We start from the raw sequence: 24102 nt of genomic DNA on the forward strand, positions 1-24102 counted from the left end.
CGTCATCTCTCAAACAGCACGTCCGACAAGGGGCGGCGGTGTTCCCAGTGGGCGCGTTCCAGTTCCGGCACGTCGTCCATCTCGGCGGGATAGCCGATGCAGAGGTAACCCACCAGCCGCCAGTGGGCAGGGATGTCCAGCAGGCCGTTCAGCATTTCGGGCCGCAGGATGGAGACCCAGCCCAGGCCGACACCCTCCGTCCGCGCGGCCAGCCACAGGGTCTGGATGGCGGCCACGGCGGAATAGGCCAGGGTCTCCGGCATGGTGCGGCGGCCCAGGCCCGCGCCCTGGGCCGGGTCGGGATCGACAAACACTGCCAGGTGGCAGGGTGCCTCCCGCAGGCCCGCCAGTTTCAGGCTGGCGTAGAGGCCGGCACGGTCAGCCGCTTGCGCCGCCAGCGCCTCGGCGTTGCAGCGCTCGAACTCCACCCGCACGGCCTCACGCCGGTGCGGGTCGTCCACTCGGACGAAGCGCCAGGGCTGGCTGAGGCCCACGGACGGCGCCAGGCAGGCCAAATCCAGCAGGCGTTCCAGCAAGCCGTGCGGCAGGGGATCGGTGCGGAAGCGCCGCACGTCGCGCCGCCACGCCAGCAGGTCGCGGAAATGAGCCCGGAAGTCGGCATCGAAGTCGGGGCCGGACTCCAAACGGTTCATCGGCTGATGGCCCATAGCGCGTCCAGGTCCAGGTGGCGTTCGGCGGCCTCGGCCAATTCGTCCAACGCCGCCTCCACCGTGCCATCGTAACTGGCCAGCCCCGGCGCGACGTTCCAGCGCGCCAGCCAGGCCGCCCGCTGGGCGTCATAGCCGAACAGGCCGTGGACGTAGGTGCCGGCGATGCGCCCGTCCAGGCTGACCGCGCCTTCGGGCACCTGGCCACCGGCGCCGTCGTCGAGGTGCAACAGCGGCCGGGCGCGGTCGGCGCCGTGCGTAACACCCAGATGCATCTCATAGCCGGTGAGCGCGGCACCTGTGGCCACGTCCCGGCCCGTCACCGCCCGCAGGGTCTTGGCCGGGGCCAGCACCGTCTCCACGTCCAGATAGTCCAGGCCGGGGGCGGTGCCGGGCGGCCCCTCGATGCCATCGGGGTCGGCGACGGCGCGGCCCAGCATCTGATAACCGCCGCACAGACCCAGGACCCAGCCCCCCCGGCGGACATGGCCTGCCAGATCGATATCCCAGCCCTGGGCGCGAAAGAACGCCAGGTCGGCCAGGGTGGCCTTGGATCCAGGCAGGATGACGCCCTGGGCGTCACCCGGCAGGGGACGGCCAGGGGGCACCATCTCCACCGTCACGCCCGGCTCCAGCCGCAGCGGGTCGAGGTCATCGAAATTGGCGATGCGCGACAGCATGGGCACGGCGATGCGCACGGCGCCGCCTTGCATGCGGCGCGCCCAGTGCGCCAAATCCATGCCGTCCTCCGCCGGCAGGCGGGCCGCCGCCTTCTGGTACGGCAGCACGCCGAAGCAGGGCCAGCGGGTGCGGGCCTCGATCTCCGTCACGCCCCGGTCGAACAGGCGGAGGTCGCCCCGGAACTTGTTGATGAGGAAGCCCCGGATCTGGGCGCGGTCTTCGGCATCCAGCACACGGTGGGTGCCCACCAGGCTGGCGATGACCCCCCCCCGGTCGATGTCGCCGGCCAGCACCACCGGCACGCCGGCGGCCCGGGCGAAGCCCATGTTGGCGATGTCACCTGCCCTCAGATTGGTCTCCGCCGGGCTGCCCGCCCCCTCCACCACCACCAGGTCGCACGCCGCCCGCAGACGGTGGAAGCTTTCCAGCACGGCCGGCAGCAGCTCCCCCTTGCGGCGCTGATAGCCGGCGGCCTCCGCGGTGCCAACCACCCGGCCGCGCAGCACCAGTTGGGCGCCGATGTCGGTCTGCGGCTTCAGCAGCACGGGGTTCATGTCCACCGACGGCGCCACGCCGCAGGCGCGGGCCTGCAGCGCCTGGGCCCGCCCGATCTCCCCCCCATCGGGCGTCACGGCGGCGTTATTGGACATGTTCTGCGGCTTGAACGGCCGGACGCGCAGGCCCCGGCGGGTATAGGCCCGGGCCAGCGCCGCCACGATCAGCGACTTGCCCACGTCCGAGCCCGTGCCTTGTATCATCAGGGCGCGGGCGCCCGTCTTGTCCGCCATCAGAAATCGATCCCGCGCTGCGCCTTGATGCCGGCCTGGAAGGGGTGCTTCACCGCCTGGAACTCCGTCACCAGGTCGGCGGCCTCGATGATTTCCGCCTTGGCGTTGCGGCCGGTGACCAGCACGTGCAGGTTGGGCCGCCGGGCGTCCAGGCCCGCCAGCACGTCCGCGACATCCAGATAGCCATAGCGCAGCACGATGTTGATCTCATCCAGCACCACGAGGTGATAGCGGGGGTCGGCCATCATTTCTTGCGCCACGATCCAGGCGCGGGTGGCCGCCGCCACGTCGCGGTCGCGGTCCTGGGTGTCCCAGGTGAAGCCTTCACCCATCACCCGGTGGTCGATCAGGTCGGCGAAGCGCTTCAGCGCCTCCTGCTCCCCCGTCGCCCAGTTGCCCTTCACGAACTGGACAAAGCCGACCCGCAGGCCGTAGCCCGCGGTGCGCAGCATCACGCCCAGGGCCGCCGTGGTCTTGCCCTTGCCAGGACCGGTATGGACCATCAGCAGGCCCTTTTCCTGTGTCGCCTGGGCCACGCGGGCATCCTGCACCGCCTTGCGCTTCCGCATCTTCTCGCGGTGGCGGGCGGCCTCGTCATCCGGTGGCGGGCTGTCAGTGTCGGTCATGGGGATCCTCCTCGCCCTTCTTATTTCACTTTTGGCGGCCTATTTCACTTTCAACGGCAGACCCGCCACCGTCAGGAACACCTGGGCCGCCAGGACCGCCAGCCGCTGGTGCAGGCGGCCGGCATGGTCACGGAAGCGCCGGGCCAGCGCGTTCTCCGGCACGATGCCCATGCCCACCTCATTGCCCACCAGCACGATGGGGCCGGCGCGGGCCGCCAATGCCGCCTCCAGCCCCGCCAGCGCCGTCGGCACATCCTGGTCGGCCAGCATGATGTTGGTCAGCCATAGGGTCAGGCAGTCGACCAGCACCGGGCCCTGGCCGTGGCGGACCAGCGCGGCGGCCAGATCAAGCGGCGCCTCCACGGTCGACCAGCCGGGCACGCGGTCCGCCTGGTGCTGGCGGATGCGATCGCGCATCTCATCATCCCAGGCCTGGGCGGTGGCGATATAGGTCCAGGGGCCCGGCAGGGCCGTCACCAGCCCCTCGGCGAACCGGCTCTTGCCGGACCGGGCGCCGCCCAGGACCAGGGTCACCCCCGGCACGGCCACGTGGTCACCTGTCATCATCCACCCCCATCCCCCTTGGACTCGCGCAAACCCACCACCAGGGCGGTGCCAGGGCGGTCATAGCGCCATCATCAGACGCTTACAGCCTCATTTCCTGTGTGCCATCGAAGAAAGGTCAAAGGCGACAGGAGAGAGTGGGGCACGGGGTAGCGCGCGCCCATTGGACGCAGACAGTTCTTTCGGCTTGAAAGTTGGCGCACCGATGGTAGGAATAGGCCGCATAGCCTATTACCTATGAGATAGGTCTGCCCGAGACATGGTGCGCCTGCCCCTTCCGCCGCCCGACCGATCGCTCGCCCGCCCCCTGGTGGTTGGCGTGGCCCTTTGGGCATTCGCTCTGGTGGCGATCGAAGCCCAGGTTATTAGTGGACGGTTCGTTTCGGAATTCCACATCTATGCCGAGGCCACCTGGGCCTGGTGGCAGGGTGCGGAGATTTACGAGGACGGGATCAACGGCTTCCTCTACCTGCCGTCCAGCGCCGTGCTTTTCACCCCCTGGGCCTATCTGCCGCCCCTGATGGGCGACGCGCTGTGGCGCCTGAGCGTGCTGGCGGTGAGCTGGTGGGGCGTGGCCCGGCTCTGCCGCATGCTGGCGCCCAAGGACTGGCAGCGCCTGTTCGGCGTCGCCCTGCTGGCGGCCCTGCCCATCGGCGTGGTGGATCTGCGCGGCGCCCAGACGGAATTCCTGATGCTGGGCCTGATGCTGGCGGGCCTGGCGGATGTGGCGGAAGGCCGCTTCCGCCGCGCCGCCTTCCTGCTGGTCCTGGCCGGCGCCTTCAAGCCCCAGGCCCTGGCGCTGGTGCTGCTGGCCTTCGCCCTGTGGCCCCGGCTGCGCCTCCATCTGGCGGTGTGGCTGGCGGCGGCGCTGGCCCTGCCCCTGCTGCACGGCGATCCCGCGTACGCCCTGGGGGAATATGGCGCGCTGGTCCGCAAGACCATGAGCAGCGCCAACCCCGGCGGCGGTGTCTGGCACGATTTCGCCAATGGCTTGGCCACCTTGGGCCTGCCGCTGGACCTGGCGGTGCAGACCCTCATCCGGGCGTTGGCCGGCGTGTGCGTGCTGATCCTGGCCCGGGGGACGGTCAGCCAATTGCCGACGGCCAAGGCCGCGGCCACCGTGGCAGCCCTGATGGTGACCTATCTGCTGCTGTTCAACCCACGCACCGTCCTGGGCCATTTCGGTGACATGGCGCTGGTGGCCGGTGCGTTGGCGGGCTGGGAATTCCATGTCCGGCGCAACCGCGTGCTGGGCTGGGTGCTGGTGCTGCTGTGTTTCGCGTTGACCACCCACGTGTGGACGCGCGCCCTGCACCAGGCCACCGCCACCTGGTTCAAACCGCTGCTGGCCTGCGCGTTCGGCCTGTACGTGGTGCTCCGCTGGGTCCCGTCGCTGCGGGCCAACCGGACGCCCGACGTGCGCAACCGCCTGATGGACACGCCTGAGGAGAGCTTGGCAATCCAGGGCTGACGACCGTACTTCCTCCCTCCATCATCGGATGCAGTGACGCCCGCCACTGATGGGCAACATGGTGGCGATTGGTCGCGGCATGCCTAAATTCGAACCGCTGCGTATCGAAGTAGGTTCCCCTGCATCCGTAAGCGCGTTAATTATTCGGTGCTGTGCCGGGCGGGGGGCGACCCCGGTCCATGGGCGTAGCGTTGCACTGTCGCGCATCGCATTGCCGGAGCCCCGCCCCCATGTGGATTGTCGCCTACGCCCTGAGGCGCCCCTATAGTTTCGCCGTGCTGGCGGGCCTGATCACCCTGCTGGGCGTGCTCAGCCTGTTCAGGATGCCCACCGACATCTTCCCCGAGGTGGAGATCCCCACGGTCACCGTGGTGTGGAGCTATTCCGGCCTGGATGCCCAGGAGATGACGGGCAAGATCACCGCCTTCGGTGAGCTGGCCATCATCAACACCGCCGACAACGTGGCGGAAGTGGAGTCGGAGACGTCCAACGGCGTGGGCATCATCCGCACCACGTTCCAGCCGGGCGTGAACATCGACCTGGCCATCTCGCAGATTTCCGCCATCAGCCAGACCATCCTGAAGCGCATGCCCACCGGCACGCAGCCGCCGCTGATCGTGCAATACAGCCGGTCCAGCGTGCCCATCCTGCAGCTGGCGCTGTCGTCGGACACGATGAGCGAGGCGCAGCTGTACGATTACGGCCGCATCACCATCCGCTCGCAGATCAGCGACATCCCGGGCATGCGCCTGCCCCTGCCCTATGGCGGCAACGCCCGCCAGATCATGGTCGACATCGACCCGGACAAGCTGCGCAGCTATGGCCTGACCCCCAATGACGTGAACAAGGCCCTGTCGGCGCAGAACCTGAACCTGCCCTCGGGCACGGCCAAGATCGGCGACACGGAATATCAGGTGGGCCTGAACAGCTCCCCCATCGCCGTCGACACCTTCAACGACATTCCCCTGCGCGACGTCAACGGCCGCACCATCTTCATGCGCGACGTCGCCCATGTCCGCGACGGTGCCGCCGTGCAGACCAACGTGGTGCACGCCGACGGCCAGCCGGCCGTGCTGCTGACCATCATGAAGCTGGGGGGCGCCTCCACCCTGGCGGTGGTGGACGAGGTCATGCGCCGCCTGCCGGACATCCGCAAGGCGGCCCCGGCCGGCATGCGCATCGAGCCATTGTTCGACCAGACCACCTTCATCAAGCACGCCATGGAAGGCATCCAGCATGAGGGCCTGATCGTCGGCGCCCTGGTCGCCATCCTCATCCTGCTGTTCCTGGGCGGCTGGCGCAGCACGGCCATCGTGCTGACCTCCATCCCGCTCTCCATCCTGACCGCCGTCACCGTGCTGTCCTCAGCCGGGCACACGCTGAACGTGATGACCCTGGGCGGCCTGGCGCTGGCCATCGGCATCCTGGTGGACGACGGCACCGTGGCCATCGAGAACATCCATCGCCACATCGGCATGGGCAAGCCGCTGCGCCAGGCCATCCTGGAAGGTTCCGACGAGGTCGCCTTCCCGGCCCTGGTCTCCACGCTGTGCATCTGCATCGTGTTCGTGCCCATCTTCTTCCTCCACGGCATCGCCAAGTACCTGTTCTCGCCCCTGGCGCTGGCCGTCATCTCCTCCATGCTGATGAGCTACGTGCTGTCGCGGACCCTGGTCCCGGCCATGGCCGCCTGGATGCTGCCGGCCGAACTCAAGGGCCACGGCCATGACGAGGACGGCGGCCACGGCCACCCCGTCCCCCAAACCGGCCTCGCCGGCGCCTGGTCCCGCTTCCACGGCGGGTTCGAGCGCGGCTTCGAGGGATTGCGCCAGCGTTATCTGCGCGTCCTGGGCGGCGGCCTGTCCCGGCCGTGGCGGGTAACCGGTGTCGCCCTGATGCTGTTGGTCGCCGCCGGCCTGACCATCCCCTTCGTCGGCATGAACTTCTTCCCCGAAGTGGACGCCGGCCAGTTCCGCCTGCACGTCCGCACCCCCGCCGGCACCCGGCTGGAGGAGGCGTCACGGCAGTTCGGCGCCATCGAGCGGTCCATCCGCAAGATCATCCCGGCGGAGGAACTGGGCCTGATCATCGACAATATCGGCCTGCCCGACCCGGTGAACCTGGGCCTGACCGACAGCGTCACCGTCAGTTCCGCCGACGGTGAGATCCTGGGCGCCCTGACGGAGAAGCGGTCGCGGCCCACCCAGGAGTATGTCAACGCCATCCGTGAGATGGTGGCCAAGGACTATCCCGGGGTGGAGATCTTCCAGAAGCCCGGCGATATCACCAGCCAGATCCTGAACGGCGCCGTCCCCACGCCCATCGACGTCCGCATCATCGGCACGGCCCGCGGGCCCAACGCCATCATCGCCGACGATCTGCGGCAGCGCTTCAAGAACATCCCCGGCCTGGTGGACGTGACGCTGCGCCAGGTCACCTCCACGCCCGGCTATCGCATCGAGGTCGACCGGGCGCGGGCCGCCGAACTGGGCCTGACCCAGAACGACGTGGCGCAGGAGGTGCTGGTGTCGCTGGCGTCCAGCGGCGTGGTAAACCCCAGCTACTGGATGGACACCAACTCGCTGGTCATCTACCCGGTGGTGGTGCAGTCGCCGCAGCGGCTGATCTCCTCGCCCGAGGAGCTGCTGAACACGCCCATCCATTCCACCCGGGTGACGACGCCGGTGCTGCTGCGCAACGTGGCCAAGCTGGTGCCGACCAAGGTGGCGGCGGACATCAGCCGCACCTCCTTCTCCCCCCGCTACGACGTCATCGCCAACGTCTCGGGCCGCGACCTGGGCTCGGTCGCCCGCGACATCAACGCGGCCGTGGCCGAGGTGCGGCCGCAGTTGAAGCCCGGCAACCGCATCGAGGTCGGCGGCCAGATCAAGACCATGACCCAGGCCTACGGCGACATCGCCGCCGGGATGGCCCTGGCCGTGGTCTTCGTCTACATGCTGATGGTGGTGAACTTCCAGTCGTGGCTGGATCCACTGATCGTGCTGGGCGCCACGCCCGCCGCCATCCTGGGGGGCGCCGTCATGCTGCTGCTGACCGGCACCACCTTCAGCGAACCCGCCTTGATGGGCATGATCATGGTGATCGGCGTGGCCACGGCCAACAGCGTGCTGATGGTGTCCTTCGCCAACCAGCGGCGCGAGCAGGGCCTGACGCCGCTGGACGCCATGGCGGAAGCCGGCGGCGCCCGCCTGCGCCCGGTCATGATGACGGCGCTGGCCATGGTGCTGGGCATGATCCCGATGGCCCTCGCGCTGAGCGAGGGTGGCGAACAGAACGCCCCCCTGGCCCGCGCCGTGATGGGTGGCCTGCTGTTCTCCACGCCCATGACCCTGCTGGCGGTCCCCGCCCTCTATGTCCTGATCCATCGCCGGCGCCACGCCGTGGTCGCCGCCACCACCGTTCCCGCCGGCTCGGCCGCCGAGTGATTTTAGGAGTCTGATGATATGAGCGCCGCCCCTAAGACCACCCACCGCCGCCGGTCCTGGATGCTGGGCACCGCCGTCGCGGCCCTGGCCGGCATCGGCCTGGTGTCGGCCCCCCACCTGGCCAGCGGCACCAAGGCCCCGCCGGAAACGCGGCCGCAGGCCCCGCTGCAGGTCAAGACCACCAATCCCAAGCCGGTGAAATCGTCCGATGGCCTGCTGCTGCCGGCACAGACCCAGGCGTTGACCGAATATACCGTCTACGCCCGCGTCTCCGGCTACATCGGCCAGCGCCTGGTCGACATCGGCGACGTGGTGAAGGCGGGCCAGACCCTGGCCGTCATCGAGGCGCCCGACCAGGACCAGCAGCTGATGCAGGCCCGCGCCTCGCAGCACCAGGCGGAGGCCAACCTGGCCCTGGCCAAGTCCAACTACGGCCGGTCCAAGGCCCTGCTGGGTGACGGCTGGGTGACGCGCGAAACCTACGACACGCGGGAATCCACGCTGAACGCCGCGAAGGCCGACCTGGAATCCGCCGTCGCCAACGTGAAGCGGCTGGAGCAGCTGACCGCCTACAAGACGGTGACGACGGCCATCGACGGCATCATCACCCAGCGCCTGGTGGAACGCGGCGACCTGGTGGTCGCCGACGCCTCCAGCGGCAAGGCCCTGTACCAAGTGTCGCGCCAGGACCATCTGCGCCTGGTCATCGACGTGCCGCAGGGCCAGGTGCCGGCGGTGGCCGTGGGTACCCCGGTGGACGCGACCTTCGTGGAATACCCGGGACGCAGCTTCCCGGCCAAGGTGGTCCGCATCTCCCACGCGGTGGACAGCACCAGCGGCACCATGCGGGTGGAAGCCGACCTGCCCAATCCCGACCTGACGCTGCCGGCCGGCATGAGGGGCAACGCCCACTTCCCCGAGGCGGGCGCCCAGGTGCTGTCCTTGCCGGTCAACACCATCGTCACCCGGCCGGAGGGCAAGCGCGTCGCCGTCATCGATGGCGAGGGCAAAATCCGCTTCCATCCCGTCACCCTGGGCCGGGAATTCAACACCACCATCGAGGTGGTGGCCGGTGTCAGCGACAAGGACCGCGTGGTGCTGAACCCCAACACCATGCTGAACGATGGCGATGCCGTGACGGTGGCGGAGTAATACAGCGGCTGAGGTTTTGACTCGTGCCGCTGATATAAGGGCGGCGTTTGGTTCCGCCCCAAATAGAAACGGCCGCCTGGGGGCGGCCGTTTTCCTCTAGGCCGGCGGAGCCGGGCCTTCGGGCATGGGGCCTTTTGCCCCGCGGGGGCGAACCGCCCCCGGCATCGGTCCACCCATGGCCGTCCCCAAGACCAAAGCCACGGGTGGATCGATGGTCCATGCTTACCAGGGCTCGCAACCCTGGCACTCGATCGGGCTAGCCATGGCCACCTTGCGTTCGGCGGTGAAGTGGCCGCTGGCATAGACGCCAACACCGGCGAGAACCAGGCAAGCCATAGCGATCTTCTTGAAAGACATGTGTTTTTCCCCCATCCAGCGCCGATCGGGCCAACCCCGTCGGCATGCGGAACGGGATGAAAGCAAAGAGCGGGCCAATTTTTACGGCATCCCCCATCAGGACAGTTTTCAGGTCCTGGAATGGCAAGCCATTGTTAATTCATTAAGATTTAAGCTATTAGGAAAGTGGCGCGGCGGTCGCCGGTAATAATATTATTGCCCATAGGCAATAACGTCTCTTGGCGGGTAGGCAGAAATGACCCATCCTATCGCTGATTTCCGTTATTTGGGGGCCTGACCCGTGGGTGCCACCACCGGTTTCATTGCCAGTTTGCTCCTTAGCGTTATAGCGACCGGCACCGGACTGTCCAGCGCAACCGATGCGCCTAGCGGTAGACCAGTCATTCAATTTCTGTATCCCGATGTCGGCCCTTTCCTGCAGGGCGTCGCGGATGGGGAGGCCGTCCGGGGGCCCATCGCCACCCGGGTGGAGGCGCTGGCCGCCAAGGCGGGGTATGAGATCAGCTGGTTGGGGCCCATTCCCCGCAACCGCATCCTGGCCGACCTGCAGGACGGCCGGGTGGCCTGTACCCCCAATGTCATCAAGACGCCCGATCGTGAGGCGCGCTTCAAGTTCACGGCCCCCATCTTCCCGCGCATCGACTGGGTGGTGCTGACCCGGCGCGGGGCGGACTGGATCAACGCCTATTCCTCCGTCGAGGCGCTTCTGCGGGACAAAACCCGCGTTTACGGGAGCATGCTGGGCGCCTCCAAGGGGCCGGTGATTGACGCCCTGGCGGCCGAGGAATCGAGCCATGTGCGCCCAATTCGCGGCACACCGTCGGACCTGGTGAAGATGATCACCGCCGGGCACGTGGATTACACCATCGTCTCCGGATCGGAGGATGCCAAGGCGGCGGCGATTTCGGCCGGTATCGACCCGCAGGACATCACCGCCGTCCATTTTCCTGAACTGACCGCCGTGGGCGCCGGGCACATCATGTGCGCCCGCACGGTGAGCGACGACCTGATCGCGGCCTTCGACCGCGCGCTCGCCGACGGGAAGTAGCGCCCCGCCGCACGCCCTGCCCCGCCGGGAGGGTGGACGCGGGCGGCCGGGCGGCCCATAAAGGACCGCATCTCCTGCTGTTTCCGGTCTTTCCTGCGCCATGACGCCCGATACCCCCCCCGTTTCTGACACGCCCGCTTCCGATACCGGGACCCACGGCTGGGACCCCGACCTGCTGCTGGCTGTCGCCACGACGGAGGAGGGCTGCGCCACGCTGGCCCAGTTGGGCCTGGTGCGCCCCCGGCAAGCCGCGGCCATGGGCCTGGTGCCCCTTCCCCTGGTCCTTCCCGACAAGGAACAAGTTTGGGTGGAGGCGGCGCGGCAAGAGGAATTGCTGGCCATCGTCCAACGCCGCGCGGCGGAAGCGGTGGCGCGCCCCGCGCTGTTGACGTCCGCCCGCCCGCTTCTGCGCGAAGGCGGATATGAGATCACCCCCGCCGTGGTGCCGGACCGCGTGCGCGTCAGCCAGCGGCTGGAGGTGCGGCTGCCCAGTTTCCCCCACCCCTACCGCCTGAATGTCGACCGCACCTTCTCAGTCGGGGAGCTGTCGGGACTGGACGGCGACGCCCTGGTGAACCTGGTCGGCACCGACGGCAAACTGCAGGGGCGGCGGCGCGACGCGGAAAGCAGCCTGGCGCGACGCCTGGCCGAGATCGAGGCGGAGGTGGCCAGCGATGCGGAAGCCCAGGCCGAAATCCGTGACCGGCTGTGGCGCGGGACCCATCATCTGACCGACGCCCCTTCCGTCCTGCGGCGCTGGGAACGGGAGGTGGCGGCCTGGGCGCAGGACCGCATCCACGCCCGCGGCCGTAGCTTCGTCGACAGCCATTTCGACCTGAAGCGGTATGAGGATCTGTTCCCCCAGGCGCGCAGCATGCCGCGCCGCCTGGTGCTGGTGGTGGGGCCGACCAATTCGGGCAAGACCCATCGCGCCATGCAGGCGCTGAAGGACGCGCGCTCCGGCGCCTATCTCGCCCCCCTGCGCCTGCTGGCGCTGGAGATCATGGACCGCCTGAACAAGGAGGGCGTGGCCGCCAGCCTGGTGACGGGCGAAGAGGAGATCCGCGTGCCCGGCGCCCGCATCACCGCGTCGACCGTGGAGATGCTGGACCCGGAAAACCGCTTGGAGGTCGCCGTCATCGACGAGGTCCAGATGCTGGCCGATCCGGAGCGCGGCTGGGCCTGGTCCGCCGCCCTGGTCGGGGTGCCGGCCGAGACCGTGTACCTGCTGGGGTCCCCCGACATCCGGCCCGTCATCGAGCGCATGGCGGAGTATTTGGGCGAGCCGCTGGAGGTGGTGGAGCTGGAACGCAAGACGCCGCTGAAGCTGATCGACCGCCGGCTGGAGTGGAGCGACGTGCAGGCGGGCGACGCCCTGATCGCCTTTTCCCGGCGCGAAGTTCATTCCGTCCGCGAAACGATCCGCGCCAAGGGCCTGAGCGCGGCCGTCATCTATGGCGCCCTGGCGCCCGAAGTGCGCCGGCGGGAGGCGGAGCGCTTCACCACCGGCGAGGCCGACGTGGTGGTGGCGACGGACGCTATCGGCATGGGCCTGAACCTGCCGGTGCGCCGCGTGCTGTTCACCAACCTGGAGAAGTTCGACGGACACGAGGTGCGCCCCCTGAAGGGGTCCGAAGTGCGGCAGATCGCCGGCCGCGCCGGTCGCTACGGCAAATTCGAGGTGGGGGAGTACGGCGTGGTCGGGCGCGGCAGCCCCAACGCCCTGCGCCATATGTACAAGGCCGCGGACGAGGCGGTGCACGCCGGCATGGCCCTGACCCTGCGCCCCACCCGCACGATGCTGGAGCGGCTGGCGACCTATATTGACACTGACCGCCTGGTACCCCTGGTTGACTGCTTCGCCGCCGCCGACACCCGGGGCTCCCCCTACGCGCTGGCGAACCTGACGCCGGTGCGCAAGATGGCGGTGGCGCTGGACGCCCGCCGCCTGGATTTCGCGCGCCGCCTGACCCTGCTGTTCATGCCGGCCGACCTGGACCGTGAGACCGATGCCGACCTGGTCTATGGCATCTGCCGCGCCCTGGAACGGGACCAGCCCCTGCTGCTGGACAATGTGGCGGGCAAGCGCATCGATAGCCTGGACGATCTGGGGCTGGAGGCGCAGTCGCGCATCTGCGACCTGTATTACTGGGCGACCCGCAAGTTCTCCGCCATGTTCCCCGACCGCGAGGCCGTCACCGAGCGCCGCGCCGCCGTGGCCGAGCGCCTGGCCCAGGTGCTGGCCCTGCGCAGCCGGGCGCGGGCCGCCGGCGAGAACCCCAACAAGCCCAAGCCCGGCTTCAGAGGGGCGGCGCGCAAGCGCTATGGGCCCAAGCGGAAGTAAACGCCGCTCACGCGAAGCTTAGCGCGTGCGAAATCTGGCTGGCGGTGCTTTGCAGCGCCGGCAGGAATTCGTCCCGCAACTGCGCCTCGCTCACCCGGGAAGCGTGGGTGCTGAGGTTCATGGCGGCGATCACGGCGCCGCCCCGGCCGCGGATGGGCACGGCGATGGAGCGCAAGCCCTCCTCCAGTTCCTGGTTCACCACGGCCCAACCCTGCTGGCCCGCCTGGCGCACGGCCGCCTTGACGGAATCGGCCTTGACGTCGGGCGTGGCGGCCAACACGGCGTCCAGCTCCGCATCGGCCAGGGCCGAGAGCAGCACCCGGCCCATGGACGTGCGGGCCGCCGGCAAGCGCGTGCCGACACTGATCTCGATGGACATGATGCGCTTCATTGGCACGCGCACGACATAGACGATGTCCGTTCCATCCAGGACGGAGATGGAGCAGGATTCCTGCACCCGTCCCACCAGTTCCTGCATGAAGGGCTGAGCCACGCCCGTCAGCGTGAGGGACGACAGGTAGGCCAGGCCCAGGTTCAGCACCTTGGGCCGGAGGCTGAACAGCTTGCCATCGAAGGCGACGTAGCCCAGCGCGCACAGGGTGTGCAGCAAGCGGCGGGCGGTGGCCCGCGTCACCTCGGCGCGCTTGGCGACCTGGGACAGGGTCATGGGCGTGTGGGTGGCCCCGAAAGCCTCGATCACCGACAGGCCGCGGGCCAGCGCGCGCACGAACTCACCGCTGTCTTCCCCGCCCTCGCCCTCCATGTCCGCCATCATCGCCCGGTCACTCCCCTCAATCCCGCATACCCATTCCTCCCGGCCGCCGTTGACAGGCGGCGGGGTCGGAGTCATTGTGATGTTCATTATACGGACATTTGTACGCTAGACGAACAAAAAAGATGCGGCCGAGGAAAAATAGCCGGCCGCGCGATTTCCCCGGGGAGGGGACCGCCGAAGACGCCCGTACGCCCGCGCCTTGAGGCCCCCTTCCTTCGTGACGACGAAGGAGTGCGTATCCATGACTGAAGTCTTCATTTGCGATGCCATCCGCACACCCATCGGACGCTACGGCGGCGGTCTGTCCCCGGTGCGGGCCGACGACCTGGGCGCGGTGCCGCTAAGGGCGCTGATGGCGCGCAATACCGGCGTGGACTGGGACGCGGTGGGCGATGTCGTCTTCGGCTGCGCCAACCAGGCGGGTGAGGATAATCGCAACGTGGCCCGCATGGCGCTGCTGCTGGCCGGCCTGCCGGTGGGCCTGGGTGGCACCACCGTCAACCGCCTGTGCGGCTCCGGCATGGACGCGGTGGCCATGGCCGCCCGCGTGGTGGCATTGGGCGAAGCGGACCTGATGATCGCCGGTGGCGTCGAAAGCATGTCCCGCGCCCCCTTCGTCATGGGCAAGGCGGAGGAGGCCTTCTCCCGCAAGGCGGAGATTTTCGACACCACCATCGGCTGGCGCTTCGTCAACAAGGCGATGAAGGCGGCCTACGGCGTCGACAGCATGCCGGAGACGGGGGAGAACGTGGCGGAGGATTTCGGCATCTCCCGCGCCGACCAGGACGCCTTCGCCATCGCCAGCCAGCGGAAGGCCGCCGCCGCCCAGTCGCGGGGGCGCTTCGCGCGGGAGATCGTCCCCGTCACCATCCCCCAGCGCAAGGGTGACCCCAAGGTGGTGTCGGCCGACGAACACCCCCGGCCCGAGACGACGCTGGAGGCGCTGGCCAAGCTGAAAGGCGTGGTGAAGCCGGAGGGCACCGTCACCGCCGGCAACGCGTCCGGCGTGAACGATGGCGCCGCCGCCCTGCTGCTGGCATCGGCCGAGGGCGTGCGCAAATACGGGCTGACGCCGCTGGCCCGCTTCGTCGGTGCCGCCACCGCCGGCGTGCCGCCGCGCGTCATGGGCATCGGCCCGGCGCCGGCCACGCAAAAGCTGCTGGCCCGCCTGGGTCTGACCGTCGGCGACCTGGACGTCATCGAACTGAACGAGGCCTTCGCCAGCCAGGGCCTGGCCGTGCTGCGCCAGTTGGGCATCGCCGACGACGACGCGCGGGTGAACCCCAACGGCGGCGCCATCGCGCTGGGCCATCCCCTGGGCATGTCCGGCGCCCGCCTGGTGGCCACCGCCGCCCATGAACTGGCGGCCGGGGACGCCCGCCGCGCCCTGTGCACCATGTGCATCGGCGTGGGCCAGGGCATCGCCAGCGTCATCGAACGGGTTTGATAAGGGGACCTCACACCATGCTTTCCAAGATCAAAGCCTCGGCCCTGGAGGCCCTCAGCGACGTCACGGACGGCGCCACCGTCATGGTGGGCGGCTTCGGCAATGCCGGCATGCCCATGGAACTGGTGGACGCCCTGATCGAACAGGGGGCCCGGGACCTGACCGTCGTCAGCAACAACGCCGGCAACGGCACCACGGGCCTGGCGGCCCTGTTGGCGGCGGGACGGGTACGCAAGGTCATCTGCTCCTTCCCCCGCCAGACCGACAGCTTCGTCTTCGATGAGCTGTACCGCGCCGGCAAGGTGGAACTGGAACTGGTGCCCCAGGGCAATTTGGTGGAGCGCATCCGCGCCGCCGGTGCGGGCATCGGCGGCTTCTTCACCCCGACCGGCTACGGCACGCCGCTGGCGGAAGGCAAGGAGAGCCGGGTGATCGACGGGCGCGGCTATGTCCTGGAATATCCCATCCATGCCGATGTCGCCCTGATCAAGGGCCGCCTGGCCGACCGCTGGGGCAACATGGTCTTCCGCAAGACCGCCCGCAACTTCGGCCCCATCATGGCGTCCGCCGCCAAGGTGTCGGTGGCGCAGGTGGAGGAGGTCGTGGAACTGGGCGCCTTGGACCCGGAAAGCATCGCCCTGCCGGGCATTTTCGTCAGTCGCGTGGTGGCCGTGGGCAAGCCCGCCGCCCGTTCCGCCGCCTGAGCCAGGAGTTGGACCAATGACCCACACCCCCCCCAAGTACGTTGCGTGGACCCGCGACCAGATGGCCGCCCGCATCGCCAACGACATCGAGGACGGCGCCGTCGTCAATATCGGCATCGGCATGCCCGAATTGGTGGCCAACCACCTGTCACCCAACAAGGAAATCCTGCTGCACAGCGAGAACGGCATCCTGGGCATGGGCCCCAAGCCCGCCGCCGACGCCGTGGATCCGGACCTGATCAACGCCGGCAAGCAGCCGGTGACCCTGCTGGACGGGGGCGCCTTCTTCGATCACAGCCTGTCCTTCGCCATGATGCGGGGCGGGCATCTGGACATCGCCATCCTGGGCGCCTTCCAGGTGGCGGAGAACGGCGATATCGCCAACTGGTCCACCGGCAAGCCCGGCGCCATCCCGGCCGTGGGCGGCGCCATGGATCTGGCCGTCGGCGCCCGCCAAGTGTTCGTCATGATGGAACACCTGACCAAGGACGGCCAGTCCAAGCTGGTGCATCGCTGCAGCTATCCCCTGACCGGGCTGGGTTGCGTCACCCGCGTTTATACCGACCTGGCCGTCCTGGACGTGACCGGGGACGGCTTCGCGGTACGCGAGCTGTGCGAAGGATTGGATCTGGCGACGCTGCAAGACCTGTCCGGCCTGACGCTGAAAGCCGCGTGAGGGGCGGGCACGGCACCGGCGACGCGACCGACAGGCGCGCCGCCGGTGCCGTAAAGGTGCCACCCTCATTTTGTTGTTCTTCCTCGGACACCACCCGGACTTCATATCGCCGCAGCGTCGTGGCACACGTCAGAGATGAACCGCCTGTCAATAAACCTACCCTTAAGCACTTGACCTGACCGGAAGATTGCCCATCCCGGAACCTTCGTACCATTGTAGGTTGACAGCCCGTCCCCTATCCTGATCCACGGGTTCAGCCGCCCTCACGTTGCGGCTGGCCGGTGCGATCGTGGTGATGGGAGCGCGGTTGGTGGACCTGGATATCCCGAGCCTGTTGGTCGTCAACACGCTGCTGCAGGCGGTGGGCGGCCTGTGCCTGCTGCTGGCGGCCCTCTCCCTGCCCCGTCAGGCGGGACTGGCCTATTGGGCGGCGTCCGGCTTCTCCCAGGCCGCGGGCCTGGTGGTGACCAACCAGAGCGGATGGCTGCCGGAATGGCTGGCCCTGCTGTCCAGCCACGCGCTGATCTTCGCCGGCTATGGCCTGGCCTATGTCGGCGTCGTCCGCTTCCTGGGGCGTCCGGTGCACGAGACCTGGGCCGCCCTGGCGGTGGGGGCGCTGCTGGCGGCGCTGTTCCTGTGGTTCACCGTCGGGGCGCCGGAAAGCCGGGGCCGCATCCTGGTCAGCAGCCTGTTCTTCGCCGTCCTGTCGCTGGCCATGGCCTGGCATCTGCTGCGCCATGCGGAGCGCGACCTGTGCCCGGCCGCCACCGTGACCGCCGGCATTTATATGGCGTGGGCGATATTGGCCCTGGTGCGTGCCGGTTGGGCCCTGGTCATCGACTGGGAAGGCACCGCGACGGAACCGCAGGCGATGCAGGCGCTGACCCGTCTGGTTGTCATCTGCGTCACCACCACCGTCACCAACGGCTATCTGTGGATGATCAGCCGACGCCTGGATTCCGAACTGATGCAGCAGGCCCGTGAGGACCCGCTGACCGGCGTATCCAACCGCCGGGTGATATGGGCGGCGGGCGAGATGGAGGTGGCCCGCGCCTTGCGCCACCACCGGTCCCTGTCGCTGCTGATGATCGACATCGACAATTTCAAAGCGGTCAACGACCGATGGGGCCACGGCACGGGTGACGCCCTGCTGGTCGCCGTGGCCGAAACCCTGACCGGCGAACTGCGGCGCAGTGACATCCTGGCCCGCGTGGGTGGGGAGGAGTTCATGGCCTTGTTGCCCGAAACCGGGCTGGAGGCTGGCTGGGCGGTGGCCGAACGGGTCCGCAAGCGGGTGGCGACCGTCAGCCTGGAGCGGCCGCAGGGCGCCGTGCGCTGCACCGTCAGCATTGGCATCGCCACGCTGGGTGCCGATGGTCATGTGTGGGAGGATCTGGTGACGGCGGCGGACCAGGCGCTCTATCGCGCCAAGGACACGGGCCGCAATCGCACGGAGAGCGTGAGCGTGGGCGCCAGCCAACCCCTGGCGCAAAATGGCTGGGGCCAATACGGTGCCTGAAACGGGTGAACCGAAGCGGGAGGTCGAGGCCGCCTGCAAGCGACCCCGGCGCCCACCGGTTCGAACTGTCACGATACCGAAGTCACCCGGCGGAGGGCCGTGAAACCGAGGTGTGACCAAGGGGCGATTTTCCGCCCTTATGGGTCCCCAAACGTCTTGATCAGGCCGTCACATTCACCGACTGCCCCGCCCCCGTCTGCTGGGTGAACGAAGACAGCAGGCTGGCGGCCGATGACACATCACCGTTGTTGAGAGAGCTGCCGATCTGGCTAAGCAGGCTCTTCAGCGGGTTGCTGGTGTCGCTGGACGTGGTGCTGGTGGACGAGGTGCCGGTGTCCGTGCTGTCGGACGTGCTGCCGCCCAGAAGCTGGGACAGGCTGCTGTAGGCCGACGTGGCGCTGGACAGATCGCCGGAGGACAAGGCGTCCGACAGGCTGGAGAAGGCGGAACGCACGGAAGAGGCTTGGCCGTTGCCGCCACCGGAACCCCCGGCGTCACCCCCGGGCGGCGGGCCCGGCGGCGGACCGTTGCGGTCGCCCCCATGGGACTGGATATCGGCGAGCGCGCTCTGCGCCCCGGACACGTCGCCGTTGTCCAGCGCCGTTCCCACCTTGTCCAGCGCATCCTTCAGCGGATTGGAACCGCTGCTGGACGACGAGGAACTGGTGGGCGCGTTGGCCTGCAAATCCTTGGTCAACGTGGAATAGGCCGACTTGGCCGTATCCAGGTCACCCGAAGACAGCGCGTCATTCAACGCCTTGAAGTCGTTCTTGATGGACGATTTCGCGGACTGCGCGGTGGCGGTACTCGTCGTATACGCCGTGGCGGTAGACGACGACAAAGAAGAGATCGACATGAGATCCTCCGTCGCCGGGGTGTTGCGGGAAAATCCGGAGGATCGGCCCCGTTCAGACCCCCCGGTCCCCGTTGCACGCGATCGATTGCGGAGTCCGTCGCATTTTTTTCGAAAAAAATGCGCCTACTTGCCTGAAGATCGCCGTCTAACCCGTTTAGAATGATTTCGCGCCCATTGATCGCATAATTGCAAAGCATCCATGCGATCGATATTCCGCCAGCCGATACTGCTAGGGCTTGCGCGGCGACACCATGTCCCGCCACAGCGGCAGGCGACGTTCCAGATCGGCGAAGGTCACCAACGCCTCTGGACAGTCGTCCCGGTTGGGCGCCTGGTTCTGCATGGTGAAGGCGGTGTTGACCAGAAAGTCGAACATGTCGCCCACCTTGTGAAGTTCATCCGCGTCGTGGGCCGTCAGACGCATCAGGTCCCGCACCTGGTCCGATGCCTTGTCCGTGCGCGCCGCCGCCGCGCCACAGGCCTTGGCCTGGCCGACGATGGGGCCAGCGGATCGGGCATAGTCCCAGACGTCCGCCCGCATCGGTCCGGCCGCCATCACCACCGCCAAGGCCAGCCCGACCGCCCAGGGCAAGGGGAGGCGCCCGGAAGGGTACCGGGACAAGGGACGGTGAAAGGCGGTCGCCATGCGCATACCCCAAAAGATAGCAACCGGCGACAATCCCCGCTAGCATGCGCCGCCTCCCCGGGGGTGAACGCCTGCGCAAGGGCTTGCCGTGCCGTGCGCGGTTGCGGGGATCGACATGGGGAATGGGGCCCAGATGGATGCGATCGAGTACGCCTTGATGGACAGGGCGGACGGTACGATGTGGTGGTATCTCTACCCTCGCGGCGGATACCCCGGCATGAACGCTCAGCGCCGTGATCCCGGGCTACAATGGTGCGCGAACGGTGGGGGCCCTTGTGGCCGCGCTGTCGGACCTCGCCATCCCGGGCGGCCATGAGATCATTCCGATGGATGACGGCAGCGGGGAGGACAGTCGGGCGGTATGCGAGCGGCTGGCGCGGGCGCCTACATCATCGCCATGAACGACGACCTGCAAAACCCGCCGGAGGAGGTCGTCCACCTGTTCCGGCACGCGCGTGACGGCGGCCACGACGTGGTCCACGCGTATTACGAACGCAAGCGGCATAGCGCGTTCGGCAATGTGGGCAGCGCCTTCGCCAGCCGCCCCGCCCCCAATGCTGGGCATTCCGCCAACCCTCCACCTGTCCAGCTTTCGTTGCCTGTCCGCTTTCGCCGCGCGGGAGGTTTGCCGCCATACCGGCCCCTTCCCCTTTGTTGACGGGCTGTTGCTGGCTATGCTGGGCGTGGTGGGGAAGTATGCGGGCCGGACCTTCCAGACCGTCAGCACCCATCTACAATGCGCCGTCCGCGTCCTGGTGAGCAGCCGGGATGAACCGGCCGATCCCGCCCCCTGAAGCGACGCCCCATGGTCCTGACCGATCTGATCAACAACCCGCTCATGAGAAAGGCTGCGCTGCTGGCCTTGCTGGGTGCGGCCCTGCTGGGCTTGGCCCTCGCAACCCGCCTGTCCGGGCACCCCCTGGCCCCGCGCTGGGGCAGGGCGGCCACCCTGGTGGTCGGGGCGGCCGCCATCATTATCATCGTCAGCCGCCTAGTCGAATACGCCATCATCCTGCGCGACGGGCCTTTGACCCCATGGAACCACAACATCGCCGCAGTCGCCGCAGCCTGGCTCCACGGACAGCCCCTGTATCCCCTGCCGGTGGACGGCCTTTACTACGGCCTGCTGTACGGGCCGCTGATCTATCGCATCCTGGCCGCGATGCAGGACTTGTTCGGCATCGGCACGCCGCTGGCGGCGGTGCCGGGCATGGTGGCCGAGGCGGCCAGCTTGGTCATCACCTGGCATGCGACGAGACGCGGCGGCGCCAGTCCAGGTGCCGCCCTGTTCGCCACGGTGGCCACGGCCGGGCTGTTGCTGCGGATGTATCCCAGTGTGGGCTTCCGCACCGATCCCTTTCTGCTGCTGCTGTCTTCCCTGGGGCTGCTGGCCACGACCTGGGCACCCAGCATGGGCCAGGCCATGGCCCTGGGCCTGTGCGCCGGCCTCGCCACCGCGTTGAAGCCATCGGGCGGCCTGTACCTGGGACCAGCGCTGCTGGCGGCCCTGCCGGCGCGCCCCCCCGTAGCGGCCGGCCGCTACTTGTTGTTGACCGGTATCGCCTGCTTGGCGGGCGCCCTGCTTCCCTTTGTCGGCACCGACACCTCGCCCGCAGGCTACTTGGCCTATCTGGCGGCCCTGAAGCCCAAGGGTATGCATGGCAAAGAGTTGATGGAAAACGGCCTCATGACCCTGCTCATGTCGGCCCCCGCCTTGTTCATCCCACCGGCGGAAAGGCGCGCGCGCGGGGCGATGATGGCGGGTCTGTGCCTGTGCGTGCCCGTGGCTTGCGTTTTGGGGGCCTTGGATGGAGCCGGCGTCTGGCACCTGTTGCCCTTCATTCCTTACACATCCCTGTTGGTGGCCATCGCCGCGACCGCCCAGGCGGGCTGGAGCCCCCGGACCCTGGGGCAGACCATGGTCATCCTGCTGATCATGGCCGATGGCGCGCGCCATGCCGCGCGGGAGGCGGCCGAGAGCGTGGCCAGGGCGCCGCAGGCTGAAAGGCTGCACCAGGCCGTCGTGGACTTTCTGTCGCACCACCCGGATGCGGCCGTCGCGATCGCGCCCCGCAGCGGGCAATTGAACCGGGAGGTGGCCTGGCTGGTCGGCCAGGGCAAACCCCTGATCCTGACCCGCGGCAGCTGGATCGACCTGGGCAAACCTGAGGCCATCCAGTTGTTCATCGACCGCTATCTTTCCCGGTGCAATGGCCTGTACTGGCTGGGGATGGGCAACCCGCCGTTCTTTCCAGGCCGGGAAACACCGGCCACCGTTTCGGCCGCCTTCATGGCGATGTATCAGCCCCAGTCCTGGGGTGAAGGGCTGGAAGTCTGGTCCTGCGTGCCGGCGCCGGACGAACCGCCGACGTGACGGCGCGATCTCATCCTCGGTCATGTCAGGGGACAAGACAATGAGACCCGCCCGGGAGGGTGCTAGCACAAGGGATGGGGAAAGGTGGTCGCCATGCGCATACCCCAAAAGATAGCAACCTGCGACAATCCCCGCTAGCATGCGCCCCGTCCCCGGGGTGAACGTCTACGCAAGCGCTTGCCATGCCGTCCGCGCTGGTGCGGGGATCGACATGGGGATGGGGCCCGTATGGATGCGATCGAGTACGCCTTGATGGACGGGGCGGACGGTACGATGTGGTGGTATCGTTGCCTGCATGAGTGGGTGACCTTGTTCCTGGGCCGCCATCTGACAACCGCCGCGCCGGTCCTCCTTGACGCCGGCTGCGGCACGGGCGGCCTGATGGTTCGGCTGCGTCAGGCCTGGCCCCAGGCGACCCTATACGGCGTTGATCTGTCGTTTCAGGCCTGCGAACGGACGCGACGCAAGGGGGCGGACTCGGTCGCCGTCGCGAGCGTCAACCACCTGCCCTTCGCCGACAACAGTCTGGATGTCATCATTTCAACCGACATCCTGTGCCATGCCGGGGTGATCGAGGCCCAGGCCTTGGCGGAAGTCTTCCGCTGCCTGAAGCCGGGAGGGGTGTGCCTGGTGAACCTGCCCGCGTATGACTGGCTGATGGCCGATCATGACCGGCGGGTTCACACCGTGCGGCGGACCACCACCGGGCGGCTGCGTCGCCAGATGGAGACCGCGGGCCTGAGGCCCCTATTCACCACCTACTGGAACACCATTCTATTCCCACTGATGGTGCTTCGTCGCAAGCTGCTGTCCAGCGGGCGCGCGACCTCCGACGTCGGCGCCTTCCGCGGCCCGGTGAACCAGGCCTTCACCGTCCTATGCGGCCTGGAACGCGTGTTCCTGCGCCGTGGGATCGCGTTGCCTTTCGGCGGGTCCGCCCTAGCGTTGGCGGTGAAGCCGTGACGGCGGCGCGGGAAAACGCCGCTTACGCACTCAGCGTGGTCGTGCCGGTTTACAACGGGGCCCGAACGGTGGGCGCCTTGGTGGTGGCGCTCTCCGACCTCGCCATCCCGGGTGGTCATGAAATCATCCTGGTGGATGACGGCAGCGCGGACGACAGCCGGGCGGTGTGCGAGGCGCTGGCGCGGGCGGAAGCCCGCGTGCCGGTCACGTTCGTCCGCCTGGCCCGCAATTTCGGCGAACACAACGCGGTCATGGCCGGCTTGAGCCTGGCACGGGGCGCGCTCATCATCACCATGGACGACGATCTGCAGAACCCGCCGGCGGAAGTTGTCCGCCTGTTCGAGCGGGCGCGCGACGGCGGCCACGACGTCACCTACACCTATTACGCCGAAAAGCGGCACAACGTGTTCCGCAACCTGGGCAGCGCCTTCGCCAATCGCACCGCCTCCCTGCTGCTGGGCCTGCCACCGGGGCTTTACCTGTCAAGCTTCCGCTGCGTATCGGCCTTCGTGGCGCGGGAGGTGTGCCGCTACACTGGTCCCTTCCCCTTCGTCGACGGCCTGATCCTGCAGGTCACGCGCTCCATCGGACGGCTGCAGGTGGAGCACCTGCCCCGCGCGGAAGGCCGCAGCAACTACACCCTGCGGCGGCTGGTGCGCCTTTGGCTGAACATCGCCCTCAATTTCTCCACCCTGCCCCTGCGCCTCAGCGCGCTGCTCGGCTTGGGCACGGCGGCGGCGGGGACGATCCTGGGCGTGGCCTTGCTGTCGCGTTGGATACTGCTGGACGCGCCGGTGGGAACGGGTGCCGGGCTGTTGGTGGCGCTACTGCTGCTGTCCGGCATCATGCTGGTGATGGTCGGCGTGGTGGGCGAATATGTCGGCCGCACCTTCCAAACCGTCAGCGGCCGACCCCAGTACGCCATACACACCCTGGTCAGGGGCCGCACCGCGCAGCCCGGGGCGGGGTCCCCGGACCCCGGCCAAACAGGTTGAGG

At 68.2% G+C, this 24102-nt stretch carries 22 protein-coding genes; 14 read left to right on the forward strand and 8 right to left on the reverse strand.

Annotated features, from left to right (window positions below; genetic code table 11):
• Nucleotides 1-2 precede the first annotated feature (2 nt).
• From bluB to cobU, 4 genes are read right to left on the reverse strand one after another with little or no spacing between them, the layout of a single operon-like run.
• Nucleotides 3-653 carry a 5,6-dimethylbenzimidazole synthase gene (bluB, locus tag FHS74_RS24875; RefSeq protein ID WP_184806825.1) on the reverse strand — a complete coding sequence of 217 codons (651 nt, stop codon included), beginning with the start codon at nucleotides 651-653 and terminating at the stop codon, nucleotides 3-5.
• Nucleotides 650-2137: a cobyric acid synthase gene (locus tag FHS74_RS24880; protein ID WP_184806827.1), complete on the reverse strand. Its 1488-nt coding sequence runs from the start codon at nucleotides 2135-2137 to the stop codon at nucleotides 650-652. The genes bluB and FHS74_RS24880 overlap by 4 nt, the downstream gene beginning before the upstream one ends.
• A complete protein-coding gene (gene cobO / locus FHS74_RS24885; RefSeq protein WP_184806829.1) occupies nucleotides 2137-2763 on the reverse strand; it encodes a cob(I)yrinic acid a,c-diamide adenosyltransferase in 627 nt (208 codons plus the stop codon). Before cobO ends, FHS74_RS24880 begins: the two co-directional genes overlap by 1 nt.
• A 39-nt stretch (nucleotides 2764-2802) precedes the next feature.
• On the reverse strand, nucleotides 2803-3327 hold the full coding sequence (gene cobU, locus FHS74_RS24890; protein ID WP_184807013.1) for a bifunctional adenosylcobinamide kinase/adenosylcobinamide-phosphate guanylyltransferase: 525 nt from the start codon (nucleotides 3325-3327) through the stop codon (nucleotides 2803-2805).
• A gap of 259 nt (nucleotides 3328-3586) precedes the next feature.
• Here cobU and FHS74_RS24895 point away from each other — a divergent pair, with 259 nt between their 5' ends.
• The 3 genes from FHS74_RS24895 (at nucleotide 3587) to FHS74_RS24905 (ending at nucleotide 9396) form a co-directional block, all read left to right on the forward strand.
• Nucleotides 3587-4798: a glycosyltransferase 87 family protein gene (locus tag FHS74_RS24895; protein ID WP_184806831.1), complete on the forward strand. Its 1212-nt coding sequence runs from the start codon at nucleotides 3587-3589 to the stop codon at nucleotides 4796-4798.
• A 230-nt stretch (nucleotides 4799-5028) separates the two neighbouring features.
• Nucleotides 5029-8244 (forward strand): efflux RND transporter permease subunit, encoded by a 3216-nt coding sequence (locus FHS74_RS24900; protein ID WP_184806833.1) that lies wholly within the window; start codon nucleotides 5029-5031, stop codon nucleotides 8242-8244.
• A gap of 18 nt (nucleotides 8245-8262) precedes the next feature.
• Complete coding sequence (locus tag FHS74_RS24905) at nucleotides 8263-9396, forward strand: efflux RND transporter periplasmic adaptor subunit (RefSeq protein ID WP_184806835.1); 1134 nt, start codon at nucleotides 8263-8265, stop codon at nucleotides 9394-9396.
• 222 nt (nucleotides 9397-9618) lie between these two features.
• Here the strand turns inward: FHS74_RS24905 and FHS74_RS31030 are convergent, their stop codons facing one another.
• Nucleotides 9619-9753 carry a hypothetical protein gene (locus FHS74_RS31030; RefSeq protein ID WP_281384695.1) on the reverse strand — a complete coding sequence of 45 codons (135 nt, stop codon included), beginning with the start codon at nucleotides 9751-9753 and terminating at the stop codon, nucleotides 9619-9621.
• Between the two features lie 280 nt (nucleotides 9754-10033).
• Between FHS74_RS31030 and FHS74_RS24910 the strand changes: the two genes are divergently transcribed.
• Nucleotides 10034-10801, forward strand: coding sequence for a transporter substrate-binding domain-containing protein (locus tag FHS74_RS24910; protein ID WP_184806837.1), 768 nt, complete (start codon nucleotides 10034-10036; stop codon nucleotides 10799-10801).
• A 100-nt stretch (nucleotides 10802-10901) separates the two neighbouring features.
• Nucleotides 10902-13145, forward strand: a complete 2244-nt coding sequence (locus FHS74_RS24915) for a helicase-related protein (RefSeq protein ID WP_184806839.1) — start codon at nucleotides 10902-10904, stop codon at nucleotides 13143-13145.
• A gap of 7 nt (nucleotides 13146-13152) precedes the next feature.
• Here FHS74_RS24915 and FHS74_RS24920 read toward each other — a convergent pair whose 3' ends face one another.
• Nucleotides 13153-13920 carry an IclR family transcriptional regulator domain-containing protein gene (locus tag FHS74_RS24920; RefSeq protein ID WP_246463352.1) on the reverse strand — a complete coding sequence of 256 codons (768 nt, stop codon included), beginning with the start codon at nucleotides 13918-13920 and terminating at the stop codon, nucleotides 13153-13155.
• A gap of 241 nt (nucleotides 13921-14161) precedes the next feature.
• On the opposite strand from FHS74_RS24920, the gene pcaF reads away from it, so the two are divergent.
• The 4 genes from pcaF to FHS74_RS24940 all read left to right on the forward strand — a co-directional run bounded on the left by pcaF (nucleotide 14162) and on the right by FHS74_RS24940 (nucleotide 18266).
• A complete protein-coding gene (gene pcaF / locus FHS74_RS24925) occupies nucleotides 14162-15367 on the forward strand; it encodes a 3-oxoadipyl-CoA thiolase (RefSeq protein WP_184806841.1) in 1206 nt (401 codons plus the stop codon).
• 17 nt (nucleotides 15368-15384) lie between these two features.
• Nucleotides 15385-16071: a 3-oxoacid CoA-transferase subunit A gene (locus FHS74_RS24930; protein ID WP_184806842.1), complete on the forward strand. Its 687-nt coding sequence runs from the start codon at nucleotides 15385-15387 to the stop codon at nucleotides 16069-16071.
• Between the two features lie 16 nt (nucleotides 16072-16087).
• Nucleotides 16088-16747, forward strand: a complete 660-nt coding sequence (locus FHS74_RS24935) for a 3-oxoacid CoA-transferase subunit B (protein WP_184806844.1) — start codon at nucleotides 16088-16090, stop codon at nucleotides 16745-16747.
• 310 nt (nucleotides 16748-17057) lie between these two features.
• A complete protein-coding gene (locus FHS74_RS24940) occupies nucleotides 17058-18266 on the forward strand; it encodes a diguanylate cyclase (RefSeq protein ID WP_184806846.1) in 1209 nt (402 codons plus the stop codon).
• 160 nt (nucleotides 18267-18426) lie between these two features.
• On the opposite strand, the gene FHS74_RS24945 is transcribed toward FHS74_RS24940, so the two are convergent.
• Together FHS74_RS24945 and FHS74_RS24950 are read right to left on the reverse strand one after the other, a co-directional pair.
• Entirely contained in the window at nucleotides 18427-19122 is a 696-nt protein-coding gene (locus tag FHS74_RS24945) for a hypothetical protein (RefSeq protein WP_184806848.1), read from the reverse strand.
• Between the two features lie 229 nt (nucleotides 19123-19351).
• Entirely contained in the window at nucleotides 19352-19714 is a 363-nt protein-coding gene (locus tag FHS74_RS24950) for a hypothetical protein (protein ID WP_184806850.1), read from the reverse strand.
• Between the two features lie 287 nt (nucleotides 19715-20001).
• Here FHS74_RS24950 and FHS74_RS31360 point away from each other — a divergent pair, with 287 nt between their 5' ends.
• The 5 genes from FHS74_RS31360 (at nucleotide 20002) to FHS74_RS24975 (ending at nucleotide 24100) form a co-directional block, all read left to right on the forward strand.
• Nucleotides 20002-20169 (forward strand): hypothetical protein, encoded by a 168-nt coding sequence (locus FHS74_RS31360; RefSeq protein ID WP_184806852.1) that lies wholly within the window; start codon nucleotides 20002-20004, stop codon nucleotides 20167-20169.
• Complete coding sequence (locus FHS74_RS24960) at nucleotides 20166-20426, forward strand: glycosyltransferase family protein (protein WP_184806854.1); 261 nt, start codon at nucleotides 20166-20168, stop codon at nucleotides 20424-20426. Before FHS74_RS31360 ends, FHS74_RS24960 begins: the two co-directional genes overlap by 4 nt.
• A 147-nt stretch (nucleotides 20427-20573) precedes the next feature.
• Nucleotides 20574-22142, forward strand: a complete 1569-nt coding sequence (locus tag FHS74_RS24965) for a hypothetical protein (RefSeq protein ID WP_184806855.1) — start codon at nucleotides 20574-20576, stop codon at nucleotides 22140-22142.
• 228 nt (nucleotides 22143-22370) lie between these two features.
• Nucleotides 22371-23105, forward strand: a complete 735-nt coding sequence (locus FHS74_RS24970) for a class I SAM-dependent methyltransferase (RefSeq protein ID WP_184806857.1) — start codon at nucleotides 22371-22373, stop codon at nucleotides 23103-23105.
• Nucleotides 23102-24100: a glycosyltransferase family 2 protein gene (locus tag FHS74_RS24975; RefSeq protein WP_343067030.1), complete on the forward strand. Its 999-nt coding sequence runs from the start codon at nucleotides 23102-23104 to the stop codon at nucleotides 24098-24100. Before FHS74_RS24970 ends, FHS74_RS24975 begins: the two co-directional genes overlap by 4 nt.
• Nucleotides 24101-24102: the final 2 nt, after the last annotated feature.

Origin of the sequence: Nitrospirillum iridis (genome assembly GCF_014205765.1) — a bacterium.
Taxonomy (GTDB): domain Bacteria; phylum Pseudomonadota; class Alphaproteobacteria; order Azospirillales; family Azospirillaceae; genus Nitrospirillum; species Nitrospirillum iridis.